Annotated in this window: 24 protein-coding genes; 12 read left to right on the plus strand and 12 right to left on the minus strand. The window is 63.2% G+C overall.

Annotation, left to right across the window (positions count from 1 at the left end):
- Positions 1-172: 172 nt before the first annotated feature.
- On the minus strand, positions 173-922 hold the full coding sequence (locus AC0C6X_RS04855; RefSeq protein WP_173515106.1) for an SDR family oxidoreductase: 750 nt from the start codon (positions 920-922) through the stop codon (positions 173-175).
- A gap of 143 nt (positions 923-1,065) precedes the next feature.
- Here AC0C6X_RS04855 and AC0C6X_RS04860 point away from each other — a divergent pair, with 143 nt between their 5' ends.
- Entirely contained in the window at positions 1,066-1,965 is a 900-nt protein-coding gene (locus AC0C6X_RS04860; protein ID WP_173515105.1) for a LysR family transcriptional regulator, read from the plus strand.
- Between the two features lie 141 nt (positions 1,966-2,106).
- Positions 2,107-3,495, plus strand: a complete 1,389-nt coding sequence (locus tag AC0C6X_RS04865; protein WP_472952083.1) for a serine hydrolase — start codon at positions 2,107-2,109, stop codon at positions 3,493-3,495.
- A gap of 45 nt (positions 3,496-3,540) precedes the next feature.
- On the opposite strand, the gene AC0C6X_RS04870 is transcribed toward AC0C6X_RS04865, so the two are convergent.
- On the minus strand, positions 3,541-4,545 hold the full coding sequence (locus AC0C6X_RS04870) for an inorganic phosphate transporter (RefSeq protein ID WP_173515104.1): 1,005 nt from the start codon (positions 4,543-4,545) through the stop codon (positions 3,541-3,543).
- Positions 4,545-5,189, minus strand: coding sequence for a DUF47 domain-containing protein (locus AC0C6X_RS04875; protein WP_247960379.1), 645 nt, complete (start codon positions 5,187-5,189; stop codon positions 4,545-4,547). The genes AC0C6X_RS04870 and AC0C6X_RS04875 overlap by 1 nt, the downstream gene beginning before the upstream one ends.
- A 203-nt stretch (positions 5,190-5,392) precedes the next feature.
- Between AC0C6X_RS04875 and recF the strand changes: the two genes are divergently transcribed.
- The 3 genes from recF (at position 5,393) to AC0C6X_RS04890 (ending at position 7,893) form a co-directional block, all read left to right on the plus strand.
- Positions 5,393-6,517: a DNA replication/repair protein RecF gene (recF, locus tag AC0C6X_RS04880; RefSeq protein WP_173515103.1), complete on the plus strand. Its 1,125-nt coding sequence runs from the start codon at positions 5,393-5,395 to the stop codon at positions 6,515-6,517.
- A gap of 136 nt (positions 6,518-6,653) precedes the next feature.
- Positions 6,654-7,415: a molybdopterin-synthase adenylyltransferase MoeB gene (locus AC0C6X_RS04885; RefSeq protein ID WP_472952084.1), complete on the plus strand. Its 762-nt coding sequence runs from the start codon at positions 6,654-6,656 to the stop codon at positions 7,413-7,415.
- A 10-nt stretch (positions 7,416-7,425) separates the two neighbouring features.
- Positions 7,426-7,893 (plus strand): GNAT family N-acetyltransferase, encoded by a 468-nt coding sequence (locus AC0C6X_RS04890; RefSeq protein WP_472952115.1) that lies wholly within the window; start codon positions 7,426-7,428, stop codon positions 7,891-7,893.
- Between the two features lie 46 nt (positions 7,894-7,939).
- On the opposite strand, the gene AC0C6X_RS04895 is transcribed toward AC0C6X_RS04890, so the two are convergent.
- The gene (locus tag AC0C6X_RS04895; RefSeq protein ID WP_077962855.1) at positions 7,940-8,944 is read right to left on the minus strand and encodes a 2-hydroxyacid dehydrogenase; all 1,005 of its coding nucleotides are present in this window, start codon (positions 8,942-8,944) and stop codon (positions 7,940-7,942) included.
- 283 nt (positions 8,945-9,227) lie between these two features.
- Here AC0C6X_RS04895 and AC0C6X_RS04900 point away from each other — a divergent pair, with 283 nt between their 5' ends.
- On the plus strand, positions 9,228-9,779 hold the full coding sequence (locus AC0C6X_RS04900) for an SH3 domain-containing protein (protein WP_173515101.1): 552 nt from the start codon (positions 9,228-9,230) through the stop codon (positions 9,777-9,779).
- 37 nt (positions 9,780-9,816) lie between these two features.
- On the opposite strand, the gene AC0C6X_RS04905 is transcribed toward AC0C6X_RS04900, so the two are convergent.
- Both AC0C6X_RS04905 and nth read right to left on the minus strand, forming a co-directional pair.
- On the minus strand, positions 9,817-10,809 hold the full coding sequence (locus AC0C6X_RS04905; protein WP_173515100.1) for an adenosine kinase: 993 nt from the start codon (positions 10,807-10,809) through the stop codon (positions 9,817-9,819).
- 163 nt (positions 10,810-10,972) lie between these two features.
- Positions 10,973-11,749, minus strand: a complete 777-nt coding sequence (nth, locus tag AC0C6X_RS04910; protein ID WP_247960352.1) for an endonuclease III — start codon at positions 11,747-11,749, stop codon at positions 10,973-10,975.
- A gap of 22 nt (positions 11,750-11,771) precedes the next feature.
- On the opposite strand from nth, the gene AC0C6X_RS04915 reads away from it, so the two are divergent.
- Complete coding sequence (locus AC0C6X_RS04915) at positions 11,772-12,269, plus strand: DUF2244 domain-containing protein (RefSeq protein WP_472952085.1); 498 nt, start codon at positions 11,772-11,774, stop codon at positions 12,267-12,269.
- Positions 12,270-12,375: 106 nt separating this feature from the next.
- The gene (locus AC0C6X_RS04920) at positions 12,376-13,263 is read left to right on the plus strand and encodes a methylated-DNA--[protein]-cysteine S-methyltransferase (protein WP_472952086.1); all 888 of its coding nucleotides are present in this window, start codon (positions 12,376-12,378) and stop codon (positions 13,261-13,263) included.
- Between the two features lie 112 nt (positions 13,264-13,375).
- Here the strand turns inward: AC0C6X_RS04920 and AC0C6X_RS04925 are convergent, their stop codons facing one another.
- From AC0C6X_RS04925 to mepA, 6 genes are all read right to left on the minus strand, one after another.
- On the minus strand, positions 13,376-14,011 hold the full coding sequence (locus AC0C6X_RS04925; RefSeq protein WP_247960354.1) for a 2,3-bisphosphoglycerate-dependent phosphoglycerate mutase: 636 nt from the start codon (positions 14,009-14,011) through the stop codon (positions 13,376-13,378).
- Positions 14,012-14,045: 34 nt separating this feature from the next.
- Positions 14,046-14,864 carry a 4-hydroxy-tetrahydrodipicolinate reductase gene (dapB, locus tag AC0C6X_RS04930; protein WP_247960355.1) on the minus strand — a complete coding sequence of 273 codons (819 nt, stop codon included), beginning with the start codon at positions 14,862-14,864 and terminating at the stop codon, positions 14,046-14,048.
- Positions 14,865-14,990: 126 nt separating this feature from the next.
- Positions 14,991-16,808: an ABC transporter ATP-binding protein gene (locus tag AC0C6X_RS04935; RefSeq protein ID WP_173515094.1), complete on the minus strand. Its 1,818-nt coding sequence runs from the start codon at positions 16,806-16,808 to the stop codon at positions 14,991-14,993.
- Positions 16,809-16,920: 112 nt separating this feature from the next.
- Positions 16,921-17,940: a glucokinase gene (locus AC0C6X_RS04940; protein WP_173515093.1), complete on the minus strand. Its 1,020-nt coding sequence runs from the start codon at positions 17,938-17,940 to the stop codon at positions 16,921-16,923.
- A gap of 121 nt (positions 17,941-18,061) precedes the next feature.
- Complete coding sequence (locus AC0C6X_RS04945) at positions 18,062-18,445, minus strand: methylglyoxal synthase (RefSeq protein ID WP_173515092.1); 384 nt, start codon at positions 18,443-18,445, stop codon at positions 18,062-18,064.
- Between the two features lie 104 nt (positions 18,446-18,549).
- Complete coding sequence (mepA, locus tag AC0C6X_RS04950; RefSeq protein ID WP_247960356.1) at positions 18,550-19,608, minus strand: penicillin-insensitive murein endopeptidase; 1,059 nt, start codon at positions 19,606-19,608, stop codon at positions 18,550-18,552.
- 233 nt (positions 19,609-19,841) lie between these two features.
- Between mepA and AC0C6X_RS04955 the strand changes: the two genes are divergently transcribed.
- The 4 genes from AC0C6X_RS04955 to AC0C6X_RS04970 all read left to right on the plus strand — a co-directional run bounded on the left by AC0C6X_RS04955 (position 19,842) and on the right by AC0C6X_RS04970 (position 25,743).
- Entirely contained in the window at positions 19,842-21,695 is a 1,854-nt protein-coding gene (locus AC0C6X_RS04955; protein WP_247960357.1) for an extracellular solute-binding protein, read from the plus strand.
- A 183-nt stretch (positions 21,696-21,878) separates the two neighbouring features.
- Positions 21,879-22,961, plus strand: a complete 1,083-nt coding sequence (locus AC0C6X_RS04960) for a microcin C ABC transporter permease YejB (protein WP_173515089.1) — start codon at positions 21,879-21,881, stop codon at positions 22,959-22,961.
- On the plus strand, positions 22,961-24,106 hold the full coding sequence (locus AC0C6X_RS04965; protein ID WP_472952088.1) for an ABC transporter permease: 1,146 nt from the start codon (positions 22,961-22,963) through the stop codon (positions 24,104-24,106). The genes AC0C6X_RS04960 and AC0C6X_RS04965 overlap by 1 nt, the downstream gene beginning before the upstream one ends.
- An 8-nt stretch (positions 24,107-24,114) precedes the next feature.
- Positions 24,115-25,743 (plus strand): ABC transporter ATP-binding protein, encoded by a 1,629-nt coding sequence (locus tag AC0C6X_RS04970; RefSeq protein ID WP_472952090.1) that lies wholly within the window; start codon positions 24,115-24,117, stop codon positions 25,741-25,743.

The raw sequence follows: 25,743 nt of genomic DNA on the forward strand, positions 1-25,743 counted from the left end.
TGTTCGTCTCGCGGCTCCCCCGCGAACGGATGCGTTTTATTAGACCGCAGAAATATACTCCTCTGCCTTGCCAATGCCAACGGAGGCAGGCACGCCAGCGCCGCGGATCCGATGGGACGCGCGGCGCCTAAAAGGGATGCTCAGGCTGTTCGGCTCATTGGCACCAGCATGTTCACAGCGTCGCCATGCCGCCGTCGACGATCAACTCAGCGCCGACGGTGAAGGTGGCCTCGTCGGAGGCGAGGAAGACGACCGCCTTGGCGATCTCGCTCGGGTCGCCGAAGCGGCCAAGTGGGATCTGCGCGGCGATGGCATCGACAACCTGCCTGTTTTCTTCGGGCGTCGGGGCGTGGCCGTCATGGAGCGGCGTGCGGATCGGGCCGGGGCTAACAGCATTCACCCGGATGCCACGGCCGATGAGTTCGCCGGACAGCGTGCGCGCCAGCGAGAGGAGTCCCGCTTTGGTCAACGCATAGACGCTTGAGGTCGGCATGCCGATATGGGCGTTGATCGAAGTGTTGAGCACGACCGAAGCCCGCTTCGAGAATACCGGCAGCAGCGCCTGGATCAGGAAGTACGGTCCTTTGACGTTGATCGCCAGCGACCGGTCGAAGCTTGCCTCGTCCCATTGTTCGATCGGCTGCAGCTTGGCGATGCCCGCATTGACGAACAGGATATCGAGCGTGCCGAAGGCGGCGCGGATTTTTTCGGCGACCGCCGCCTGCCCGGCGACATTGCCGGCATCCGCCTCGATGATGAGGGTCGCCTCGCCAAGGATCGCACGAGCCTCGGCGATGTTCTTCGGATTGGTGCCGGTCACGGCAACCCTTGCGCCTTCGGCGATGAACTGGCGCGCGGTTTCGAGGCCGATGCCGCTGGTGCCGCCGGTGATGAGTGCCGTCTTGTTCTCTAAACGTGACATGATGAAAGTCCTCTTGCTGGGTTGAAGAAGAGGTCGGTTTGATTGGCTTGAACCGCCGTCCTCTGATGCAGACAGATATGGCGGAAAACGACCGTTCGGATTAGTCTTCCAATCCTGGAACTCGAATTCGGAAAAGCCGGACGATGATGAAGATCGAGGGAATAGCGGCCTTTGTCGCGGTCACCGAAGCCGGCTCGATCAGCGAAGCGGCGCGGCGCCTGCGTCTGTCGAAATCCGTCGTCAGCGAAAGGGTTGCAGAGCTGGAGCGGACGCTCAACGCCACCCTACTCCATCGCACGACGCGCAAGCTGACGCTCACCGAGGATGGCATCGCCTTCCGCGAGCGTGCGGTCCGGATCGTCAGCGAGGTGCAGGCCGCTGCCAGCGATCTTGCCGAACGCCGCGGGCTCCTGACGGGTCCGCTTAGGATCGCCGCGCCTGTCAGTTTCGGCCGCAGGCATCTCGGTCCAGCACTCTATCCGTTCCTGGCGGGCCATCCGGAAATCGAGCTGACGCTCGATCTCGACGACCGCCGGGTGGACGTGGCGTCGGAAGGCTATGATGCGATCGTCCGCCACGGCGTGATCGCCGATTCTCGTCTGGTGGTCTGGAAACTTGCAAGAAGCCGGCGTCTGCTCGTCGCCGCGCCGGACTATCTCGGACGTCACGGCACTCCAACGTCGCTTGCCGAGCTCGAAGGCCATCACGGCATCTTCTACACCAATCGCGGCGCGGCCGACTGGCGGTTCGAGGGACCTTCGGGTGCAGCGATCGTCCGGGCGCGCTTGGCACTCGGGATGAACAACGGCGACATGATGCACGATGCCGCCGTCGCCGGGCTTGGCATCGCGCTGCTGCCCGCCTTCATCGCCGGTCCCGCGGTGCGCGAAGGGCAACTCCGCGAGATCGATGTCGGGCTGCGTCCGGAGCCCGAATTCATCTACATGGCTCATCCGGAAGGACGACGCGTCTCGGCCAAGCTTCGGGCCATCGCCCAACATCTGAAGGAAGCGTTCGGCGATCCGCCCTATTGGGATCCGTGACGCATTTTCGCAACCTCGGCGCAATCATTTCCGGCCACGGTTCCTCGCCGACTGCCGATCAAATCTCGACAGAAGCTTGATCGAAGTCGGCTGGCATCTGCCTCGCCTTTGCAACCAAAGATTGGCTCTTATGTTTTCATCATGCGGACCTTCTTTCTGAACTGGATCATCGTCATGACGCTTGGCACCACCGCCCATGCGGGTTCCCCTTCCACGACCCCGACCGATGCCGAAATCCTGGATATTCTGACCGACCGAATCGACAAGCAGCAGCAGTCAGTCGGCATCGTCGTCGGCATCACCGATGCCAATGGCCGGCGCATCGTCGCGCACGGCCATCCCGCCAAAGGCGACCCGCGTCCCGTCGATGGGCACACCGTGTTCGAGATCGGCTCGGTCACCAAGGTGTTCACCGCACTGCTGCTCGCAGACGCGGTCGAGAGAGGTACGCTCGGCCTCGATACGCCCGTCTCCACATTGCTGCCGCCCGGAGTGACGATGCCGGAGGACAAGCAGGCTCCGATCACGCTGGCAGACCTGGCGACGCACATGTCGGGCTTGCCGCGGCTACCGAGCAACCTGGCGCCGGCCGACGTCACCAATCCCTATGCGGACTACGACACCAGCAAGCTCTACGGCTTTCTTTCCGCCCACAAACCGCAGCGTCGCCCGGGCGTCGCGCACGAATACTCCAACCTCGGCGCGGGGCTTCTCGGCCACGTACTGGCACTGAAGGCCGGGCTTTCCTACGAGGATCTCGTCGAAAGACGCATCGCCAGGCCGCTCGGCCTCGAGGATACGGCCATCACGCCGCAGCCAGACTGGTCCGAACGCCGGGCAACGGGCCACGATGCGGCACTGGAGCCGGTGAGAGACTGGGATCTCAACGCGCTGCAGGGAGCCGGTGCCCTTCGCTCTACCGCGGACGACCTGCTGATCTTCCTCGAGGCCGCCATGGGGAGAACACCCTCACCGTTGGCGTCCGCCTTTGCCACCCTGCTGGCGACCCGGCAGCCGCTCGGCGAAGGCGCAGGCGAGCAGGCGCTGGGCTGGGTGATTTCCGGCAAGGGCGACGCGCAGGTGATCTGGCACAATGGCGGTACTGGCGGCTATCGATCCTTCGTCGGCTACCGTCCGTCGACCGGGATCGGCGTCGTCGCCCTGTCGAATACGTCGACCGAAGTGGGCGTCGACGATATCGGCCAACATTTGCTCAACCGCACCGTCCCGCTCGCGCCCGCCACCGTCCAGCGCACTGCCATAACGGTCGATCCGGCGACCTATGATGCCTATCTCGGCACCTACAGGCTGGCGCCGGGTTTCGACCTGACGATCTTTCGCGATGGCAATCGGCTGTTTGCCCAGGCAACTGACCAGGACCGGCTTGAAATCCTTCCGGAGGCCGAACATCGGTTCTTTGCAAAGCTCATCGATGCGCAGATCAGCTTCACGCTCAACGGCACCCGCGCCGAAAGCCTGACCTTGCATCAGGGCGGGCGGGACAGTCCTGCGCCGCGCGTAGAGAAATGATGCATGTCTCCCGCCCGAAAGGCGAGAGACGGGTCCCCGGATCGATCAGAACAGCAGATCGATCGTGAAGTAGGCGAATGCCGAGATCGCCGCCGCTGCCGGCATGGTGATGAACCAGGCAATCACGATATTGCCTGCAAGCCCCCAACGCACGGCCGAGACGCGGCGCGCGGCCCCGACGCCGATGATCGCGCCGGTGATGGTGTGCGTCGTCGAAACCGGAATGCCGAGCCAGGTGGCGGCAAACAGCGTGATCGCTCCGCCGGTTTCGGCGCAGAAACCCTGCATCGGATTGAGCCTGGTGATCTTCGAGCCCATGGTATGGACGATGCGCCAGCCGCCGAACAGCGTGCCGAGTGCGATCGCCGCCTGGCAGGTGATCACGACCCAGAAGGGCACGTAGAACTCCGAACCGAGATAACCCTGCGAAAAGAGCAGAACGGCAATGATGCCCATGGTCTTCTGCGCGTCATTGCCGCCGTGACCGAGCGAATAGAGCGACGCGGAGAGGAACTGCATCACGCGGAAGGTGCGATCGACGGCAAAGGGTGTCTGCCGCACGAACAGCCAGGAGACGATCAGCACCAGTATCAGCGCCAGGAAAAAGCCGATTGCCGGCGACATGAAGATGGCGCCGACGGTCTTGAGAAGACCGGTCCAGACGATGGAATTGAAGCCCGTGCTGGCAAGGCCGGCACCGACGAGGCCGCCGATCAGCGCGTGCGACGAGCTCGACGGAATGCCGAACAGCCAGGTGACGATGTTCCAGACGATCGCTCCCATGAGGGCCGAGAAGATCACCAGCGGCGTCACGATGCCGGGATCGATGATGCCCTTGCCGAGCGTCTCGGCCACGTGCAGGCCGAAGAACAGGAAGGCGATGAAGTTGAAGAAGGCCGCCCACATGACCGCATATTGCGGCCTGAGCACCCGCGTCGAGACGATCGTGGCGATGGAATTGGCGGCATCGTGCAAGCCGTTCAGGAAGTCGAAGAACAGCGCGATGGCAATCAATCCCGCGAGCAACGGAAAGGCGAGCGTCGCATCCATCAGACGTTCTCGATCACGATGCCGCTGATTTCATTGGCAACGTCCTCGAACCGGTCGATGACTTTCTCCAGCTGGCCATAGATCTCGCTGCCGACGATATAGGCCATCGCGTTGCCGGTGCCGTAGCGGTGGAACAGCTCCTTGAGGCCTTGGTCGTGCAGTTCGTCGGAATGTCCCTCGATGCGGGTGATCTCCTCGGCGATGGCGATGAGGCGATCGTGATTGGCGCCGATACGGTCCAGCAGCGGGACAGCCTCGGCAATCAGGTGCGCAGCCCGGCCGACAATCGCGCCCATTTCGCGCATGCCGGGTTCGAAGCTCTTCTGTTCGTAGAGCCTGATCGTCTTGACCGTCTTGTGCATCATGTCGATGGCATCGTCCATCGACTGGATCAGGTCCTTGATGTCGCCGCGGTCGAAGGGCGTGATGAAGGAGCGACGGACTGCAAGAAGCACTTCGGCCGTGATGTGGTCCGCTTGATCTTCGAGCGCGACGATCCTGTCGCACTGTTTCTCCATGTCATCGCCGCCGGCAAGCAGCTTGTCGAGCGCATCGGCGGCGCCGACGACGGTGAGCGAGTGTTTTGCGAAGAGCTCGAAAAAGCGATCCTCGCGGGGAAGTAGTTTGCGGAACCAGGCCAGCATCACAAATATGTCCATTCGTGGATTGTCATGAAACTGTCATATTGGACCGGAGCGCCCAAGAAAAGCACCTGATCCGAGGGGTTTGTCGCCTTTCCCCCGCCGAAATCGGCCAACTTGCACCGATATGGACAAGCATGCCGTTTCATCTTGCCTTGGCGCCTGCTTTCGTCCTAGCTGCGCCCAACGTCGAATCCGGACTGCCGATGCCACACAAGGTCTTTCTCAACCGCCTGAAGCTCACGGAGTTCCGCAACTATGCGGCCCTTTCGCTGGAGCTCGATCAGCGTCATGTGGTGCTGACGGGAGAGAACGGCGCCGGCAAGACCAACCTGATGGAAGCGGTCTCGTTCCTCTCTCCCGGTCGGGGCTTGCGGCGTGCGGCCTATGCCGACGTCACCCGTGTCGGCGCCAGTGACGGCTTCTCCGTCTTCGCCGCTGTCGAGGGCATGGAGGGGCCGGTCGAAATCGGCACCGGCACCGCGGGCGTGACCGAGGGGCAGTCCCGACGACTGCGGCTCAACGGAACCGCGGCGGCGAGCGTCGACGAGCTGACCGATCACCTGCGCGTCCTCTGGCTGACCCCGTCGATGGACGGTCTCTTCACCGGGCCCTCTTCCGATCGGCGGCGCTTTCTCGATCGGCTGGTGCTTTCGCTCGATCCGGAACATGGCCGCCGCGCCAGCGAGTTCGACCGCGCGATGCGCAGCCGCAACCGCCTGCTGACCGAGTTTCGCCCGGACCCGGCTTGGCTGACCGCGATCGAACGCGAGATGGCCGGCCTCGGCGTTTCCATGGCGCTGGCGCGGCAGGAAATGCTCGGCCTGCTCACCGCACTCGTCGAACGGAACGTGGATGGCGATGTCTTTCCGTCGGCACGGCTGGCGCTGTCCGGGTTCCTCGACGACGAGGGTCACCGCCCGGCCTATGATCTCGAAGAGCAATATCTGACGATGCTGCGAGATGGACGGCCGCGCGACGCGGCGGCAGGCCGCACGCTCGACGGGCCGCATCGGAGCGACCTGCTCGTTCGCCACCGCGAGAAGGATATGGAGGCGGCACGCTGCTCGACCGGCGAGCAGAAGGCGTTGCTCGTCGGCCTGGTGCTGGCGCATGCACGTCTCGTCGGCGACATGACCGGCCACGCGCCGATCCTTCTGCTCGACGAGATCGCAGCGCATCTCGACATCAACAGGCGCGCGGCGCTGTTCGACCTCGTCGACGGCCTCGGCGGCCAGGCCTTCATGACCGGCACGGACCAGGCGATGTTCGAGGCGCTTGGCGATCGCGGCCGCTTCCTGACCGTTTCGCACGGCAGCGTTACGGGCTAAGCAGGAGCCGGATGAGGAAAGTGTTTGCGGTTTTCCGCACGGATCCCGCTCTCCCTTACGGGCGTCGATCACGTTTATGATTTGGTCGAGTCGACCCAAGATCTAGAGATCGGCCGCCGCCGAGGAGGATGTTGCCATGACCGGTGAGAACAAGCTCGACCAATCGGAGATCTCCCGCTACGCCCGCCATATCGTGCTGCCCGAAATCGGTGGCGCCGGCCAGCAGAAGCTGAAGGCGGCGAGCGTGTTGGTCATCGGCGCCGGCGGTCTCGGCGCGCCGGTGCTGCACTACCTGGCAGCCGCCGGCATCGGTCGCATCGGTATCGTCGACGACGACACCGTTTCGCTCTCCAATCTACAGCGACAAGTCATTCACCGCACCGAGGACATCGGCCGCGCCAAGGTGGAGCGGGCGGCGGAGGCAATTGCCTCGCTCAATCCGCATGTCGTCGTCGAGGGCCACCAGATCAGGCTCAGCTCCGACAATGCCGAGCCGCTGTTCCGGCAATATTACCTGGTGATCGACGGCTCGGACAATTTCGACACGCGCTACCTCGCAGCCGATACGGCGGCAAGGGTCGGCATTCCGCTGGTGACCGGCGCCGTCGGCCGCTTCGACGGTTCGCTGACGGTGCTGATGCCTTACAAGGCCGGCGCGGACGGCCGGCCGAATCCTTCCTATCGCGATCTCTTTCCCGAAGCGCCACCGGCGGGCGTCGTGCCCTCCTGCGCCGAGGCGGGCATTGTCGGCGCGTTGACCGGCGTCATCGGCACGCTGCAGGCGATGGAAGCGATCAAGGTGATTGCCGGCTTCGGCGAGCCGCTCGTCGGGCGGCTGTTGATGTATGACGCGCTGACGGCGCAGTTCAACACCATCCGCTATCGTCGCAGAACATAGGCCGACCATGGTGCAAATCTTTCGCATCGACGGAACATTCGACCGGCACGAGGAGCTGCTGGCGCTTATCCTTGGCGCCTTCTCCTACATGGACGGGCAAATCGACCCGCCCTCGTCGGCGCATGCATTGAACGTCGAATCGCTCCGGCAAAAGATCGCTGACGAGATCGCCTTCGGTGTCAGCGACGGCGAAAGGCTCGTCGGCTGCATCTTCTGCAAGCCCGAGGCCGATTGTCTCTATATCGGCAAGCTCGCAGTTGCCCCACAGACACAGGGAAAGGGCATCGGCCGGCGGCTGCTCGCGGAAGCGGAAATGACGGCGCGGACGCTCGGCCTTCCCGCACTGCGGCTGTTGACCCGCATCGAACTCGTCGACAACCACCGCGCCTTTGCCGCCTGGGGATTCATCCAGAGCGGCACGATGTGCCATCCCGGCTTTACCCGGCCGACGGCAATCGAGATGCGCAAGACGCTCTAAACTCTGGACGGACGACCGCACGTCAGGGCCGTGCAGCCTTTCGCGATCAATCGCGGCCCGGAAGCACGCGGTCCGGCGGGCGGTGACCGTCGAAGAAGGTGCGGATGTTGATCACCACCTTGTCGCCCATGTCGATCCGGCCTTCGAGCGTCGCCGAGCTCATGTGCGGCAGCAGCACGACCTTGCCTTCGCCGGCGAGCTTGATCAGCTTCGGATTGACAGCAGGCTCGTTCTCGAAGACGTCGAGACCGGCGCCGGCGATCTTGCCCTCGCGCAGGCATTTGATCAGCGCCGTCTCGTCGATGATGCCGCCACGGGCGGTGTTGACGATGTAGCTGTCAGGTCGCATCAACGCCAGCCGGCGGGCCGAGAGCAAATGATAGGTCGCCGGCGTCGACGGGCAGTTGACCGAGACGATGTCGACGCGGGCAAGCATCTGGTCGAGGCTGTCCCAGTAGGTCGCCTCCAGCATCTCTTCGGTCTCCGCCTTCACCCGGTGGCGGTTGTGGTAGTGGATCGAGAGGCCGAAGGCCTTGGCACGGCGGGCAACGGCGGTGCCGATCCGGCCCATGCCGACGATGCCGATGCGCTTTCCCGCGATGCGCCGGCCGAGCATCCAGGTCGGCGACCAGCCGGCCCATTCGCCCTTGCGATCGGTCAGGATCTGCGCACCTTCGGCAAGCCGGCGCGGCACCGCGAGAATCAGAGCCATCGCCATGTCGGCCGTGTCTTCGGTCAGCACGTTCGGCGTGTTAGTGACGGTGATGCCCTTGCGCGCGGCGGCATCGACGTCAATGTTGTCGACGCCGTTCGAGAAGCTGGCGATCAGCTTCAGCTGCGGGCCGGCCTGCTCGATCAGCGCCGCATCGATGCGATCGGTCACCGTCGGCACCAGCACGTCGGCGCGTTTCACCGCCGCGACCAGCTCCGGCTGGCTGCGCGGCGTGTCGTCGATATTCAACTCCGCGTCGAAGAGCTCGCGCATGCGCGTCTCGACGATATCCGGCAATTTGCGGGTGATGTAGACCGTGGGCTTCTTCTTGCTTGTCATTGCTGCGACGGGCCTTGTTGACGGGTCTTTAACCAAGTTGGGCGATACTTTCTCCCTGTAGCCGCATTTTCTACCAGACCCCACCGGGAAGACAAACAAAACTCGCGTCGTCGTCCTCGCGATTTCAGCCCGCGAACTGGGCCTCGAATGAACTGCGCCTGCATAAGCGACTGCATGTCTCCTTAAATCGTTTCCGATTGAAGGACAAAGGCATGCAGCAACTCAAAGTCCTACAGCGACCTTTGCGCGTCCCAGGACGCGCGGCGCCGTAGTGCCACGGATAATGAGCTTCGTCATGCGTCATGTCATTGCCAGATTCTCGTTCTCGTTGATCGCCGCCTGCCTTGGCGCCGGGATCATGACGTCGGCGGCTTACGCTCAAGCCGCCAAGGGCGCCAGCGGATTGCCGCTGCCGCGATTCGTCAGCCTCAAGTCCAAGAGCGTCAATCTCAGGATCGGCCCGAGCGTCGATTACGCGGTCGCGTTCCGTTACATGAAGCCCGGCGTACCGGTGGAGATCATCCAGGAATACGATAACTGGCGCCGTATCCGCGATGCCGACGGCACCGAGGGCTGGGTAAACCAGGCACTGCTTTCCGGCGACCGCACGGCCGTCGCAGCGCCCTGGATGCGCGGCAAGGGCGAAGGCGTCTTCGTCAACATGCGCCGCGATCCGCAAGGAACGGCCCCGATCACCGCCCGCATGGAACCTGGCGTCATCGTGCGTGTCGGCGAATGCAATGGCGACTGGTGCCATGTCGAGACGCAGGGCGTCGAAGGCTGGATCGCCCAGAGCGAGATCTGGGGTGCCTATCCGGGCGAGGCCTTCAAGTAAGCCGCGCCCGTTTTTCGCACAACTCAATCAGGTCGAATCAGGCGAGACCGGCCTGCTTGGCGGCGGTTGCCAGCGACACCATCGGTCGTGGTCCGATCTGACCGATGACGATGCCGGCGGCGAGGTTGCCGAGCCTGCTGCAATCTTCGAGCGAGCGTCCGGTCGTGTAGCCGTGAAGGAAGCCTGCAGCATAGAGGTCGCCGGCGCCGGTCGTATCGACGACCTGGGCGATCGGCTTTGCGCCGACGTGGACCCGCTCTTCTCCGCGCACGACCACCGACCCTTCCTCGCTCAGCGTCACGGCGGCGAGCTTGCAGTCCTTCGAGAGTTTTTCCAGCGCCAGATCGAAGTCCTCGGTCTCGTAGAGCGCCAGCGCTTCCTGCTTGTTGGCGAAGACGATGTCGACCGTTCCGGAACGCATGAGCTCGAGGAACTCGTCGCGGTAGCGGTGGACACAAAAGCTGTCCGAGAGCGTCATCGCGGTTTCGCGGCCGTTTTCGTGGGCGATCCGGGCGGTTTCACGGATGGCGTCCTTGGCCCGCGGCGGATCCCACAAATAGCCTTCGAAATAGGTGACCTTGGACTGGGCGACGACGTCAGCCTCCACATCCTCGGGGCCAAGCTCGACGCACGCGCCGAGATAGGTGTTCATCGAACGCTCGCCGTCCTCAGTGACGAAGATCATCGAGCGCGCCGTCGGCGGCACGCTTTCGAGCGGCTTCGTCTCGAAGTAAACGCCCTGCGCGCGGATATCGTGTGCGAAGATCTCGCCGAGCTGATCGCTCGCGGTCTTGCCGAAATAGGCGGCCCGGCCGCCGAGGCTGGCGACACCGGCTGCCGTATTGCCGGCGCTGCCGCCGGACGCTTCGACCGCCGGGCCCATGCGCGAGTACAACAACTCGGCGCGTTCGGCATCGATGAGGTTCATGGCGCCTTTTATGATGCCGTTTTCGTTGAGAAAGGCATCGTCGCAGCGCGCGATGATATCAACGATGGCATTGCCGATCGTCAGCACGTCGTATTTTGTCATGAACCTCGTCCGGTCTCCGTGATGGCCGGTGTTCGTTAATACCGGTTTTCCCGCCATTTGGAAGCCAAAAGACGCGTGCCGGCTGGCTCACGCCGCAGGAAACGCGCCTTCATCATATACAGCGGCGAAATCGGCGCCCGGCGGAACGATCTGACGATATCGATCAACTTGCGGCGGAGATGTTCTGCGGCGGCAGTTCGACGAGCGGCGCCGGGACATCGCAGGTCTTTTCCGGCGACTTGCAGAGATCGGCGATGATACAGCGCTCGCATTCGGGCTTGCGCGCCTTGCAGCAATAGCGCCCGTGCAGGATCAGCCAGTGATGTGCATGGTAGAGATACTCGTCCGGGATGATCTTGATCAGCTTCTCTTCCACCTCGTCCGGGGTCTTGCCCGGCGCCAGGAGGATGCGATTGGCGATGCGGAAGATGTGGGTGTCAACGGCGATCGTTGACTGGCCGAAAGCCATGGAGAGCACCACATTGGCGGTCTTGCGGCCGACGCCCGGAAGGGTGACCAGCTCCTCGCGCGTGCGTGGCACCTCTCCGCCGAAATCGCGGATCAGCTTTTCGCTGAGCGCGATGACGTTCTTCGCCTTGTTGCGGTAGAGGCCGATGGTCTTGATGTAGTCCCGGAGCTTCTCTTCCCCGAGCGCCAGCATCTTCTCCGGCGTATCGGCGACGGCGAACAGCGCCCGCGTCGCCTTGTTGACGCCGGCATCGGTCGCCTGCGCCGAAAGGGCCACGGCGACGACCAACGTGAACGGATTGACGTGCTCCAACTCCCCCTTCGGCTCCGGCCGCTGGATCGAGAAGCGGCGGAAGATCTCCTTGAGCTCGTCCCGGCCATAGAGGTTCTTCACGCGCGGCGGCGCGCGGCGGGCGGTCGCCGACTTCGGTTTCGCAGCGCCAACGGGCAATTTCGGCTTCACGTTTTTCATGATGCATCTATAGTCAAAGGTCATGATCAATGGCAACGCCACCACCCCGCCCGAAGATGCGCCGGTCTTCACAGCCGAGCTCACGCCCTATCGCTCGCTCGGGCGCCGCGGCTTCAAGATCTTCTTTCTGATCGCCGGGCTGTTGAGCCTCGTGCACGCCGTCGTCTTCCTCGTCATCGGCGCTTGGCCGGTCGTGTTCTTCTTCGGCCTCGACTATCTGCTGCTCTTCGGCGCCTTCTGGCTGAACAATCGCTCGGCACTCAGCCGCGAGGAGGTCAGCGTATCCAGGACCGATGTTTCCGTGCGCAAGTTCACCCCCTCCGGAAAGATCACCGAACACCGGTTCAATCCTTTCTGGGCGCGCTTCAACGTCGCCCGGCACCAGGAGATCGGCATCGTCTCAATGACGATCAGCGGCGGTGGCCGGCGGACCGATATCGGTTCGTTTCTCAATCGCGACGATCGCGAAACCTTCGCGCTCGCCCTTTCGGGCGCGCTTGCGACCGTTCGCCGCCGCTAACGCCTCCCGGCCAACAAATGGGGATCCAAATCCGCGCATTCACTCAAGTTTCGGGTGGTTGCCGGGGCCGCCAAATGGTTACCTGTGGCATGACAGGAGAAGAGCCATGAACATTGCGACATCCGTACCCACAGACATCACGCCGAAAGGCACCGACTACGATACGGTCAGCCGCGTGATCGAAATGCTGACCGAGGATTATCGTGACCAGCCGTCGCTCGAAACCGTGGCGCAGCGCCTGAAACAATCGCCAACGCAGCTTCAGAAGGTCTTCACCCGCTGGGCCGGACTTTCGCCGAAAGCCTTTCTCCAGGCCGTGACGCTCGACCATGCCAAACGTCTGCTGCGCAAGGAAGACATGCCGCTGCTCGAAACCAGCATCGAGGTGGGGCTATCAGGACCGAGCCGCCTGCACGACCTGTTCGTGACCCACGAGGCGATGTCACCGGGCGAATGGAAGGCGCGCGGCGAGGGTCTCACCATCCGCTACGGCTACCACCCCTCCCCCTTCGGCACCGCCCTCGTGATGATCACCGAGCGGGGACTTGCCGGCCTTGCCTTCAACGATGCCGGCGGCGAACAGGCGAGCTTCGAGGACATGGCGCAGCGCTGGCCGAACGCCAGCTATATCGAGGACAGCGCGGCAACGGCCTACTATGCTGCACGCATCTTCGATCCGTCGCGCTGGCGCCCGGAAGAGCCGCTGCGTATCTTCTTGATCGGCTCCGATTTCCAGATCCGGGTGTGGCAGGCGCTGTTGAAGATCCCGCTCGGCTGCGCCACCACCTATTCGAACATCGCCGGAAACATCGGCCAGCCGACGGCGTCGCGCGCGGTCGGTGCTGCCGTCGGCCGAAACCCGATCTCCTTCGTCGTCCCCTGCCACCGCGCGCTCGGCAAGGGCGGGGACCTCACCGGCTATCACTGGGGCCTGACGCGCAAGCGCGCGATCCTCGGATGGGAGGCCGGAAAGGCGGCGGACGGCACGATCTGATGTTTGCAGGTCACCCGTTCCGGACGGAAATCGCAGGTTTCCTGGAACTGCTTGGCAAAACAAAAGGGGCGCTCGCTCGGCGCCCCTTCTCCATTCTGCATTCCGGGAGCGCTCAGTGGGCGCCGGACATGTCGCCCAGCACTTCCTTGGAAGCGACGGTCGAGTCGGCGTTGAGCTTGTAGACCATCGGCACGCCGGTCGCGAGGTTGAGCTTCAGGATCTGCTCCTTGGTCAGGCGGTCGAGCACCATGACCAGCGAGCGCAGCGAGTTGCCGTGGGCGGCAACCAGGACCTTCTGGCCGGACAGCACGCGCGGCAGGATCTCGGTCAGGTAATAGGGCCAGACGCGGGCGCCGGTGTCGCGCAGGCTTTCGCCGCCCGGGGGCGGAACGTCGTAGGAGCGGCGCCAGACATGCACCTGCTCCTCGCCCCACTTCTCGCGCGCATCGTCCTTGTTGAGGCCCGCGAGGTCGCCGTAGTCGCGCTCGTTCAGCGCCTGGTCGCGGATCGTTTCGAGCGAGGACTGGCCGACGGCGTCGAGCACAAGCTGGCAGGTTCGCTGGGCGCGGACGAGGGCCGAAGTGAAGGCGATGTCGAATTTGATGCCGTAGTCGGCAAGTGCCCTGCCGCCGGCCTTGGCTTCCTCGACGCCGAGTTCCGTCAGGTCCGGATCGCGCCAGCCGGTGAACAGGTTCTTGAGGTTCCAGTCGCTCTGGCCATGCCGGACGAGGACGAGAGTACCGCTCATGTCGAATTCCCCTTGAGACTTGAGAGTGAAAAGGTCAGTTGAGCCCGAGAACGTCGAGCATGGAGTAGAAACCGGGTTTCTGGCCGCGGGCCCAGAGCGCGGCAGTCACGGCGCCGCGCGCGAAGATGGAGCGATCCGTAGCGCTGTGCGACAGCGTCACCTGCTCGCCTTCGCCGGCGAGAATGACCGAATGCTCGCCAACGACCGAGCCGCCACGCAGCGTCGCAAAACCGATCGCACCGGCCGGACGCGGGCCGGTATGGCCGTCACGCACGCGCACCGAATTATCGGCAAGGCCGATGCCGCGGCCCCTTGCCGCCGCTTCGCCGAGAAGCAGCGCCGTGCCCGACGGCGCATCCACCTTGTGCTTGTGATGCATTTCGAGGATTTCGATGTCCCAGTTGGTAGAATCGAGGGCACGCGCCGCCTTCTCCGTGAGCACGCCGAGCAGGTTCACGCCGAGGCTCATGTTGCCCGATTTGACGATGCGGGCGTGGCGCGCGGCGGCGCGAATCTTCGCCTCGTCGTCGGCCGAGCAGCCGGTGGTTCCGATGACATGGACGATACGGGCCTGGGCCGCGAGGCCGGCGAACTCGACGGTGCCCGCCGGCGCCGTGAAATCAAGCACGCCTTCGGCCTCGACGAAAGCCTCGAGCGGCTGGTCGGTGACCGGCACGCCGATCGGCCCGAGACCGGCCAGTTCGCCGGCGTCACGGCCGATGAACGGGGAACCCGGACGTTCGATGGCGGCATGCAGGCTGACGCCACCCATCGCGTGAACCGTGCGAATCAGCGTCTGACCCATGCGGCCAGCGGCGCCCACCACCACGAGCTTCATATCGGTTTCGCCCATCGGTGATTTCCTTCTCGTCCGTTCTTAGAGCGTTCCCGGTCAAAAAGGAGTCGGGGAAACGCTCTATCTCATTGTTCTTACGCATTTCCGGACGCAAAACCGTTACGCACTTTTGCTGGAAATGCTCTAGATTTCGGCGCCGGCCGGCGCTTCGGGAGCCTTGGCCTCAGGCGACTGACCCTGAAGATTGTGAAGCCGAGCGTAGAGACCGTCCGGTCGCCGTGCAAGCTCGGCATGCGTCCCCTCCTCGACGACGGAACCATCCTTCATGACGATGATCTTGTCGGCATTGACGACGGTCGAAAGGCGATGGGCGATGACGATCACCGTGCGGCCGTTCATGGCGTGATCGAGTGCCTTCTGCACGGCGGCTTCCGATTCCGTATCGAGCGCCGAGGTGGCCTCGTCGAGCAGCAGGATCGGGGCGTTGCGCACGAGCGCGCGGGCGATCGACAGGCGCTGGCGCTGGCCGCCGGAAAGCGTCATGCCGTTCTCGCCGACAGGGGTGTCGTAACCCTGCGGCTGCGTCAGAATGAAATCATGCGCATAGGCAAGCCGTGCGGCCTCCTCGATCTCCGCGTCGGTCGCGTCGATGCGGCCGTAGCGGATGTTGTCGCGGATCGATCCTTCGAAGAGATAGGGTTGCTGCGAGACATAGGCGATGCCCTTGCGCAGCGACTGCTTGGTGACGTCGGCAATGTCCTGTCCATCGATCAGGATCTGGCCAGAAGTCGGATCATAGAAGCGCGGGATGAGGCTGATGACCGTCGACTTGCCGGCGCCGGAGGGGCCGACGAGCGCCGTCGTCTTGCCGCCTTCGGCGACGAAGCTGACGCCTTTCAGAACCTCGTCGCCATTGGCGTATTGGAAGCGGACGTCGCGCAGCTCCACGGCGGCGCCGCTGAAGGCCAGCTCCTTGGCATCGGGCTTGTCGCGCTGATGCGGCACGGTGTCGAGGATTTCATAGACCATGCGGGCATTGACGGCGGCACGCTCCAGCGAGACCTGCAGCCGCGCCAGGCGGCGGGCCGGATCGTAAGCCATCAGGAGGGCCACGACGAAGGCGAAGAAGGCGCCGGGCGGCACGTCGGCATAGATCGCGCGGAAGGCGGAATAGGCGAGAACGGCGGAAATCGCAAGGCCGGCGAAGGTCTCGGTCATCGGCGCCGTGCGCTCGCTTAAGCGCGCAATGCGGTTCGCCCGGTTCTCGGCCCGATCGATGATGGCCTCGACCTTGCCGCGCAATTCGCCTTCCATGGTGAAGGCCTTGACGATGGTGATGCCCTGGATCGTTTCCTGCATCGCGCCGAGAACGCGGCTGTTGACCTCGATCGATTCGCGCGTCGCCGAGCGCAGGCGCTTCGAGACGTAGCGCAGGCCGAGCAGCAATGGCGGCGCGGCGACGAAGACGATGATCGACAGCAGCCAGTCCTTGGCGAACATGACGCCGATGAGACCGATCAGCGTCAGAAGGTCGCGGGCGATCGACGTGACCGTCAGATTGAGCACGTCGCGGATGCCGCTGACGTTCTGGCTGATCTGGGCCGCAAGCTGTGCCGACCGCGTCTCGTTGAAATAGCCGACGCTCAGCGCCATCAGGTGGGCGTAGAGCCGGCGCTGGTAACGCGCGACGATGTTGTTGCCGATCTTCGACAGGGCAACGGCCTGGCCATAGGTGGCGAAGCCACGCAACACGAAGGCCGCAAGGATCGCGCCGCAAACGAGCAGGACGATGTCGGCCCGCCTGTTGGCGAAGGCCTCGTTGATCACGGTTTCCATGATCGAAGCCGTGAAGCCGGTTGTCGCAGCAACGACGGCCAGACAGGCAATGGCGAAGACATAGCCGCGAATGTGGTCGCGACCGTTTTCCGCAATGACCCGTTTCAGGATTCCGCTGATCGTATCGGAATCGACCGCGTGCTGTTTTCTATTGCTGGCGCTCAAAAAGCCCGTCTTCCCTGGACCCAATGTGGCGAGCCGGTTTCCGGCCCGACCTTTCCCGGGGCTCTATAGTGCTTTGGTGTCGCTTTGGCGAGTCTTTGCGCGCGCCGACTGCTTAGCTTCTCCAGCGGCGTCCCTCCGTTGCAACACCGAAATCCCACGGCGTGCGGGCAAAAACGGCAAGACCCGAGAGGGCTGCCATCGGATGGATGACGGCAAACGTCGGGATCGTCTTCATCAGCGCCGAGTGCGGCGCCTTGTCTTCAAAGGCGGCACGGAACGGTGATTTCATGAGCGCCGGCAGGATCTTCTGCGAAATGCCGCCGGCCAGAAACACGCCGCCGCGGGCCATGAAAATCAGCGCCATGTCGCCGGCAACGCGGCCGAGATAGGTGCAGAACAACGAAATCGTCTCGATGGCCGCCCTGTCGCTCTCGGCAAGCGCCTGCGTCGTCACTTCCGCCGGTTCGGCGAGCACCGGATCGATACCATCGGCGGCACAGACGGCGCGATAGAGATTCATGATGCCGCGGCCGCAAAGGATCTGCTCGCCGGCCATGCGCCCTTCGATCGGCTCGAGGAAGGGCCAGATCTGGAAGTCGCGTTCGCTGCGCGGGCCGATGTCGACATGGCCGCCTTCGCCCGGTACCGGGATCCAGGTGTGCTGGGCAAAGACCAGTCCGCCGACGCCGAGGCCCGTGCCCGGGCCGAGAACGACGCGCGACGTCAGCGGGCGGACGCTGCCGCCGCCGATCTGCACGAGATCCTCATCCGCCGGCGCGGCGACCGCGAGCGCCTGTGCCTCGAAATCGTTGATGATCAGCACGTCTTCGAGGCCAAGACTCGAAAGCATGTCCTTCGGCCTGATCACCCAGCCAGCATTGGTGAGCGGAATTTCGTCGCCCCGGATGGGACCGGCCACAGCCAAAATAGCCGAACGCGGCTGGACCGAGGTCTTGTCGAGGATGCTCTTCTGCATCGCCTCCTCGATCGTTTCGAAATCACCGGTCTTGATCGGCGGCAGTTGTTTCGGCTCGGCAAAGGCATCGACGAGCAAGGCAAAGCGGGCATTGGTGCCACCGATATCGCCGATCAGGATCGGAAAGGGGAAGACGTTTTCACTGGTGCCGGGCATCGCAAGATCCATCCTGATCGGTCGTGGCAGGTATATAGCGTTGTCTATCAGTTAGAGCGGGATAAGGGAAAGTGTGCGATTTTCCGCCCGCATCCGCCCAACTCATCAGAAGCGATCACGTTCATGGCTTTGGATTGAAGTCGAGCAACTGTTCGGCCGTCGCCCGGTTAAGAGCCATCGGAATGTCGTAGACGATTGCAAGACGCATCAGCGCCTTGACGTCCACGTCATGCGGCATCGCCGTGAGGGGATCGACGAAGAAGATCAGCAATTGCACCTCGCCGGTGGCAATCATCGCGCCGATCTGCTGGTCACCGCCGAGCGGACCGCTTTTCAGTCGCGTGATATCGAGCCCCGGGCAGACATCGAGGACACGGCCGCCTGTCGTGCCTGTCGCAACGATGCGCCATTGGGACAAAACCGCCTCATGCGTCTTGGCAAAAGCAGCTAGATCGTCCTTCTTCTGATCGTGAGCGATCAGGGCAATGCATTTCCGATCCGCCATGTCGGGCCTCGTATCAATCTTTAAATCGATTTGATCGCCCTATACATGAACGCTGCGGCAATGGAAAGATTGAAGCCTTCCCACTCCGCTCATGCGTCCAGGATCTATTGCAGGGGCGGACGGGCCAGCGGCACCGGAACATCGGCCGGCGGCACATCGCCCGCGGCAGCGCCGATCACCTGTTCGATACCCTCCTCAGCCGCCGGAGCCGGCGCAGCCGCGCGATAGGCCGTGCCAAAGGTGGCGGCCTCTTCCGAGGCCGGCGCGGGGCCGTTCAGCACCAGCGCACAGGCCTTCGGCAGGTCGGCAAGCGTCGTCACCTTCGGCTTCACGGGTTTTTCGCCCGGCTTCTTCGCAGGCTTCGCCCAGGGCTCGTCGGTAAACCACCAGGCCAGCGACTTGTCGCAGCCGTCGCCGGCCGGCACGGCCGCCTGGTCCTTGCAGCTCGTGGCGCCCTCGGGGCATTTGATGCGGATGTGGAAATGATAGTCGTGGCCGTAGATCGGCCGGACCTTGCCGAGCGCCGAACGGTCGCCGGTCCAGGTATCGCAAAGTTTCTTCTTGATCGCCGGATTGACGAAGACGCGCTCGACCTGCGGGTAGCTCGCAGCCAGCATGATCAATTGCGCATGTTTCGGCGTCCAGACCGAACGATCGATCGTCAAGAACTTGTTCTTCTGCAGCATCGATGTTGCCGAAATATCCTCGCGCTCGCGATAGGTGAGCGTGCGCTGAGGCATCGGCGTCAGCCAAATATCGGCGTCAAGGCCGATCTGGTGGGACGCATGCCCCGACAGCATCGGGCCGCCGCGCGGCTGGGAGATGTCGCCGAGCAACAGGCCCGGCCAGCCGACCTTTTCGGCCGCATCATGCGAAAACTGCTCAATCAGCGCGATCATCTGCGGGTGGCCCCAACGGCGGTTGCGCGACAGCCGCATCGCCTGCCAGGTGGGCCCGTCGGTCGGGATCGCGACCCCGCCGGCAAGGCAACCCTTGGCGTAGAACCCATAGGGATTGGCAGCCATTTCGGCCGGCAGGGCCTTGGCGCCGAACAGCGCCTTGGCCGGCGTTTCATCCGCAACCGCATTGTCGGCAACCAGAAGGCTTGTGCCCAGCAGCAGCGCCAGAAGCGCCGAACCGCAGCGTCGAAATGGAGCAATCATCAAAATTCGTCCCGTTTGTCCCGCGGACATCCGCGCCGACGCGCAGCCTGCGATGTCCTACGAACCCCTATCCTAGAGCCCGGTCTTTGCCTGAGCCTTGCGACTCACGCGGTCGTGAATCACCGGGATGTGACTCAAAAATTTCGCCTGATTTGCGGCAGTGCCTGTCAATTGCCGGGATTTCGCCTATGCTCTCAAAAAAGAAGATTGAAATATAAGGGGGTACCGGCTGGATGCCAAACTTCTGCAGGACCATGAAACCTGGCCTCGCAACGTCACTGCTGGCTGCGGCGCTTCTTCTCCTTCCTCCTGCAGCCAAAGCCGAACACCCCGACTGGCATCATGGGCTGTCGCTCGTCGGCGAACTCAAATACAAGCCCAACTTCCCGCATTACGACTATGTCAATCCGAACGCACCGAAGGGCGGCGACGTCAGGCTCTCGAACACCGGCACCTACGACACCTTCAATCCGATCCTCGACAGAGGGGAGGTCGCCGTCGGTTTGGCGCTGGTCTTCGACACCTTGATGAAATCCGCAGACGACGAAATCTCGACGGCCTATGGCCTGCTTGCCGAGGGCGTCTCCTATCCCGCTGACATCTCGTCCGCCACCTTCCGCCTGCGGCAGGAAGCGAAATGGGCGGACGGAAAGCCGGTGACGCCGGAAGACGTCATCTTTAGCTTCGACAAGACCAAGGAACTCAATCCGCTCTATTCGAACTACTACAAGCACGTGAAGTCGGCCGAAAAGACCGGAGAACGCGACGTCACCTTCCATTTCGACGAGAAGAACAACCACGAACTGCCGCATATTCTGGGCCAGTTCCTCATCCTCCCGAAGCACTGGTGGGAGGGGCAAGGGCCGGATGGCAAGCCGCGCGACATCAACAAGACGACGCTGGAACCGGTGATGGGCTCCGGCCCCTACAAGATCGCATCCTTTTCAGCCGGTGCGACGATCCGCTACGAGCTCAGGGACGACTATTGGGGCAAGTCGCTCAACGTCAATGTCGGACACAACAATTTCGGCTCGATCAGTTATACGTTCTTCGGTGACCGCGATGTCGAGTTCGAGGCGTTTCGTTCGGGCAACAGCGACTATTGGCAGGAAAACCAGGCGAGCCGCTGGGCTACCGGCTACGACTTCCCGGCGGTCAAGGACGGCCGCATCAAGCGCGAGAGCCTGCCCAATCCGCTGAGGGCCACCGGCATCATGCAGGCCCTCGTGCCCAACATGCGGCGTGCGCCCTTCAACGACGAAAGGGTGCGCCAGGCGCTGAACTATGCCTTCGACTTCGAAGAGATGAACCGCACGGTCTTCTATAACCAATATACGCGGGTCGACAGCTACTTCTGGAACACGGAGCTCGCCTCTTCGGGCCTGCCGGAAGGGGACGAGCTCTCCATCCTCAACGAAGTGAAGGACAAGGTGCCGCCGGAAGTCTTCACGACACCCTACAAGAATCCCGTAGGAGGCACGCCGCAGGCGGGGCGCGACAACCTGCGCCAGGCGATCGCCCTGCTCAAGGAGGCCGGCTACGAGCTGAAGGGCAACCGGATGGTCGAGGCAAAATCGGGAAGGCCGTTCTCGTTCGAGATCCTCTTGAGCAGCGCCACGCTCGAGCGCGTCGCACTGCCCTATGCGCAGAACCTCAAGAAGATCGGCATCGACGCGCGCGTGCGCACCGTCGACCCGTCGCAATACACCAACCGCACGCGCGCCTTCGACTACGACATGACCTGGATCGTGTGGGGCGAGACCCTCAGCCCCGGAAACGAGCAGCTCGACCAATGGGGATCGAGGGCCGCCAAGGAGCCCGGCTCGCGAAATTACGCCGGGATCGCCGATGCCGGCGTCGATGCGCTGATCGAGAAGGTGATCTTCGCCAAGGATCGCAAGGCACTCGTGGCGGCGACGAAAGCACTCGACCGCGTCCTGCTCGCGCACAATTTCGTCGTGCCGCTCTACTACAAGAAGGACATGACGATCGCCTACTGGGACAAGTTCGAGCGGCCCGCAGAACTGCCGACCTATGGGATCGGCTTCCCCGATATCTGGTGGTCGAAAACCGCCGCTGCCAAATGAAGTCCTTGCACTCCAGCGGCGTCTCGATTCCAAATGCAAAAAAACGAATCACTGAAACAAGCACGAGCCCCGATCCGGGCCCGACAGCCGCAAGGAGACGCAAGGATTGAGACATCATAGACGGCATGCCGACGCTTCGCGGGTCCGGGCCACCGCCCACACGTCGATCGAAAGGCTGGCCTGATGGGTGCCTATATCCTGCGCCGCCTGCTCCTGATGATCCCGACGCTGTTCGGGATCATGGCGATCTCCTTCATCGTCGTTCAGTTCGCGCCGGGCGGCCCGGTCGAGCAGGTGATCTCTGAACTTACCAATGCCAGCGGCTCGGATCGACTGAGCGGCAATGGCGGCGACCTGCTGCAGCGCGGCGGCGAGGAAAGCGGCCGCTATCGCGGCGCCCAGGGTCTTGATCCGGAATTCATCGCCAAACTCGAAAAGCAGTTCGGCTTCGACAAGCCGCCGCTCGAACGCTTCGTCACGATGATGTGGAACTATATCCGCTTCGATTTCGGCGAGAGCTTCTTCCGCAATACTTCGGTCATCGATCTCATCAAGGAGAAGATGCCGGTCTCGATCTCGCTCGGCCTCTGGATTCTCCTGTTTTCCTACGCGATCTCCATCCCGCTCGGCATCAAGAAGGCGGTCACCGACGGCTCCACCTTCGATGTCTGGACCTCCGGCGTCATCATCATCGGCTATGCCGTGCCGAGCTTCCTGTTCGGCATCCTGCTGATCGTCGTGTTCGCTGGCGGGTCGTTTTTCGATTGGTTCCCGCTGCGCGGCATCGTCTCGGACAATTTCTGGCAATTGCCCTGGTGGCAGAAGCCGCTCGACTATATCTGGCACATGACGCTGCCGCTGATCACGCTGCTCCTTTCGGCGTTTGCGACCACGACGCTGCTCACCAAGAATTCCTTCATCGACGAGATCAAGAAGCAATATGTGACGACGGCGCGGGCCAAGGGGCTCAACGATCGCCAGGTGCTCTACGGCCACGTGTTCCGCAACGCCATGCTGATCATCATCGCCGGCTTTCCCGGTGCCTTCATCTCGGCCTTCTTCACCGGCTCGCTGCTGATCGAATACATCTTCTCGCTCGATGGTCTCGGCCGCCTCGGCTATGACTCGGTCGTCAAGCGCGACTATCCGATCGTCTTCGCGACGCTCTTCATCTTCTCGCTGATGGGCCTGCTCGTCAGCCTGCTCTCGGACCTCATCTACACCTGGGTCGATCCGCGCATCGACTTCGAGCGGAGGGATGTCTGATGGCAAGCGTAACGACCTCTCCGACTGCCCCCGCGGCCGTGCCGCCGCGCGGCTGGCTGTCCCCCGTCAACCAGCGGCGTTGGCAGAATTTCAAGGCGAACCGGCGCGGCTACTGGTCGCTCTGGATCTTTCTCGTGCTCTTCGGGCTCAGCCTCTGTGCCGAGCTCATCGCCAACGACAGGCCGATCGTTGCCTCCTACAAGGGCGAACTGCTGTTTCCCGTGGTCATCAGCTACCCTGAAGAGAAGTTCGGCGGCTTCCTTGCGGAAACCGACTACCGCTCCGACTTCATTCGCGACGAGATCGAGGCCAACGGCTGGATGATCTGGCCGCCGATCCGCTATTCCTACCAGACGGTCAATTCCAACATCCCGCATTCGGCGCCGACGGCGCCCTTCTGGCTGATGAGCAAGGAGGAGCGCTGCTCCGCCTATCCGGAAGGTGTGAACGACCGCAACTGCGTCGCCGGCAATCTCAATTGGCTCGGCACCGACGACCAGGCGCGCGACGTCATGGCGCGGATGATCTACGGCTTCCGCATCTCGGTGCTTTTCGGCCTGACGCTGACCATTGCCTCGGCGGTGATCGGCGTTACGGCGGGCGCCGTCCAGGGCTATTTCGGCGGCTGGACCGATCTCCTGATGCAACGCTTCATCGAGATCTGGTCGTCAATGCCGGTGCTCTACATCCTGTTGATCATCGCCGCGATCCTGCCGCCCGGCTTCTTCGTGCTGCTCGGCATCATGCTCTTGTTTTCCTGGGTCGGCTTCGTCGGCGTCGTGCGCGCCGAGTTCCTCCGGGCACGCAATTTCGAATACGTAAACGCAGCCCGTGCGCTCGGCGTCGGCAACGCCACGATCATGTTTCGCCACCTGCTGCCGAACGCCATGGTCGCGACGCTGACCTTCCTGCCCTTCATCCTTTCCGGATCGATCACGACGCTGACCTCGCTCGACTTCCTGGGCTTCGGCATGCCGCCGGGCTCGCCTTCGCTCGGCGAAATGATCGCCCAGGGCAAGTCCAACCTCCAGGCGCCCTGGTTGGGACTGACGGCCTTCTGCGTCATGTCGATCATGCTGTCGCTGCTGATTTTCGTCGGCGAGGCAACGCGCGACGCCTTCGACCCGAGAAAGACGTTCCGGTGAGCGCGACGATGACAGATCCCCTTCTTTCCGTTCGCGATCTCTCGGTCGCCTTTCATCAAGGCGGCAACACGTCGCTTGCCGTCGAGCACATTTCCTTCGACATCCAGCGCGGCGAGACCGTTGCGCTCGTCGGCGAATCCGGTTCCGGCAAGTCGGTCTCGGCCAATTCGATCCTGAAGCTGCTGCCCTACCCTTCGGCCAGCCATCCGAGCGGCGAGATCCTCTTCAACGGCAAGGACCTCCTGAAGGCCAATGACGCGGAGCTGCGCAACGTGCGCGGCAACGACATCACCATGATCTTCCAGGAACCGATGACCTCGCTCAATCCGCTGCATTCGATCGAGCGGCAGATCGGCGAGATCCTCGAACTGCACCAAGGGCTCGAAGGAGCCGCCGCGCGCACCCGCATTCTCGAACTCCTGAACCAGGTCGGCATCCGCGAGCCGGAGAAGCGCCTCAGCGCCTATCCGCACGAGCTCTCCGGTGGCCAGCGCCAGCGCGTCATGATCGCGATGGCGCTCGCCAACCGGCCGGAACTGCTGATTGCCGACGAACCGACGACGGCGCTCGACGTGACGGTCCAGGCACAGATCCTCGAGCTTCTGAAGAAGCTCAAGGACGAACACGGCATGTCGATGCTGTTCATCACCCACGACCTCGGCATCGTGCGCAAGATCGCCGACCGGGTCTGCGTGATGACCAAGGGCAAGATCGTCGAGACCGGGCCGACCGCCGAGATCTTCGCCAGCCCGCAACACGCCTATACCCGCCACCTGCTTGCGTCGGAACCGAAGGGCAACCCGCCGCCCTCCGACGCCTCCAAGCCGATCGTGATGGAAGCCTCCGACATGAAGGTCTGGTTCCCGATCAAGACCGGCTTCCTGCGCAAGGTGGTCGACCATGTGAAGGCGGTCGACGGTATAGACCTCAAGCTGCGTGCCGGTCAGACGCTCGGCGTCGTCGGCGAATCCGGCTCCGGCAAGACGACCCTCGGGCTGGCGCTGACGCGGCTGATCTCGTCCAAGGGACGCATCGCCTTCGTCGGCAAGGACATCGACCGTTACAGCTTCAACGAGATGCGGCCGCTGCGAAACCGGATGCAGATCGTCTTCCAGGATCCCTATGGCTCGCTCAGCCCGCGCATGTCAGTGGCCGACATCATTGCCGAGGGCCTGAAGATTCACGAGCGGTCCCTTTCCGAAAACGAGCGCGATGCGCGTGTCGCCGCCGCACTCGAAGAGGTCGGCCTCGATCCTGCGACCCGCTGGCGCTACCCGCACGAATTTTCCGGCGGGCAACGCCAGCGCATCGCCATCGCCCGTGCCATGGTGCTCAAGCCGCAATTCGTCATGCTCGACGAACCGACCTCGGCCCTCGACATGAGCGTGCAGGCGCAGGTGGTCGATCTGCTGCGCGACCTGCAGAGCAAACACGACCTCGCCTATCTGTTCATCAGCCACGACCTGAAAGTCGTGCGGGCACTGGCGAACGAGATGATCGTGATGCGCATGGGCAAGGTGGTGGAACAGGGGCCGGCCGAACGCATCTTCAGCGCGCCGACCGAGGACTATACCAAGGCGCTGATGGCGGCCGCGTTCGACATCGAAGCCGTCAATCTCACCGCGATCCGCCAGTAG

Source organism: Ensifer sp. VA4, assembly GCF_055710065.1.

What these genes read in the sequence shown, in the direction of transcription:
- AC0C6X_RS04855 (WP_173515106.1), bottom strand. Translation starts at nt 922, where the DNA reads ATGTCACGTTTAGAGAACAAGACGGCACTCATCACCGGCGGCACCAGC.
- AC0C6X_RS04860 (WP_173515105.1), top strand. Translation starts at nt 1,066, where the DNA reads ATGATGAAGATCGAGGGAATAGCGGCCTTTGTCGCGGTCACCGAAGCC.
- AC0C6X_RS04865 (WP_472952083.1), top strand. Translation starts at nt 2,107, where the DNA reads ATGCGGACCTTCTTTCTGAACTGGATCATCGTCATGACGCTTGGCACC.
- AC0C6X_RS04870 (WP_173515104.1), bottom strand. Translation starts at nt 4,545, where the DNA reads ATGGATGCGACGCTCGCCTTTCCGTTGCTCGCGGGATTGATTGCCATC.
- AC0C6X_RS04875 (WP_247960379.1), bottom strand. Translation starts at nt 5,189, where the DNA reads ATGCTGGCCTGGTTCCGCAAACTACTTCCCCGCGAGGATCGCTTTTTC.
- recF (WP_173515103.1), top strand. Translation starts at nt 5,393, where the DNA reads ATGCCACACAAGGTCTTTCTCAACCGCCTGAAGCTCACGGAGTTCCGC.
- AC0C6X_RS04885 (WP_472952084.1), top strand. Translation starts at nt 6,654, where the DNA reads ATGACCGGTGAGAACAAGCTCGACCAATCGGAGATCTCCCGCTACGCC.
- AC0C6X_RS04895 (WP_077962855.1), bottom strand. Translation starts at nt 8,944, where the DNA reads ATGACAAGCAAGAAGAAGCCCACGGTCTACATCACCCGCAAATTGCCG.
- AC0C6X_RS04900 (WP_173515101.1), top strand. Translation starts at nt 9,228, where the DNA reads ATGAGCTTCGTCATGCGTCATGTCATTGCCAGATTCTCGTTCTCGTTG.
- AC0C6X_RS04905 (WP_173515100.1), bottom strand. Translation starts at nt 10,809, where the DNA reads ATGACAAAATACGACGTGCTGACGATCGGCAATGCCATCGTTGATATC.
- nth (WP_247960352.1), bottom strand. Translation starts at nt 11,749, where the DNA reads ATGAAAAACGTGAAGCCGAAATTGCCCGTTGGCGCTGCGAAACCGAAG.
- AC0C6X_RS04915 (WP_472952085.1), top strand. Translation starts at nt 11,772, where the DNA reads ATGATCAATGGCAACGCCACCACCCCGCCCGAAGATGCGCCGGTCTTC.
- AC0C6X_RS04920 (WP_472952086.1), top strand. Translation starts at nt 12,376, where the DNA reads ATGAACATTGCGACATCCGTACCCACAGACATCACGCCGAAAGGCACC.
- AC0C6X_RS04925 (WP_247960354.1), bottom strand. Translation starts at nt 14,011, where the DNA reads ATGAGCGGTACTCTCGTCCTCGTCCGGCATGGCCAGAGCGACTGGAAC.
- dapB (WP_247960355.1), bottom strand. Translation starts at nt 14,864, where the DNA reads ATGGGCGAAACCGATATGAAGCTCGTGGTGGTGGGCGCCGCTGGCCGC.
- AC0C6X_RS04940 (WP_173515093.1), bottom strand. Translation starts at nt 17,940, where the DNA reads ATGCCCGGCACCAGTGAAAACGTCTTCCCCTTTCCGATCCTGATCGGC.
- AC0C6X_RS04945 (WP_173515092.1), bottom strand. Translation starts at nt 18,445, where the DNA reads ATGGCGGATCGGAAATGCATTGCCCTGATCGCTCACGATCAGAAGAAG.
- mepA (WP_247960356.1), bottom strand. Translation starts at nt 19,608, where the DNA reads ATGATTGCTCCATTTCGACGCTGCGGTTCGGCGCTTCTGGCGCTGCTG.
- AC0C6X_RS04955 (WP_247960357.1), top strand. Translation starts at nt 19,842, where the DNA reads ATGCCAAACTTCTGCAGGACCATGAAACCTGGCCTCGCAACGTCACTG.
- AC0C6X_RS04960 (WP_173515089.1), top strand. Translation starts at nt 21,879, where the DNA reads ATGGGTGCCTATATCCTGCGCCGCCTGCTCCTGATGATCCCGACGCTG.
- AC0C6X_RS04965 (WP_472952088.1), top strand. Translation starts at nt 22,961, where the DNA reads ATGGCAAGCGTAACGACCTCTCCGACTGCCCCCGCGGCCGTGCCGCCG.
- AC0C6X_RS04970 (WP_472952090.1), top strand. Translation starts at nt 24,115, where the DNA reads ATGACAGATCCCCTTCTTTCCGTTCGCGATCTCTCGGTCGCCTTTCAT.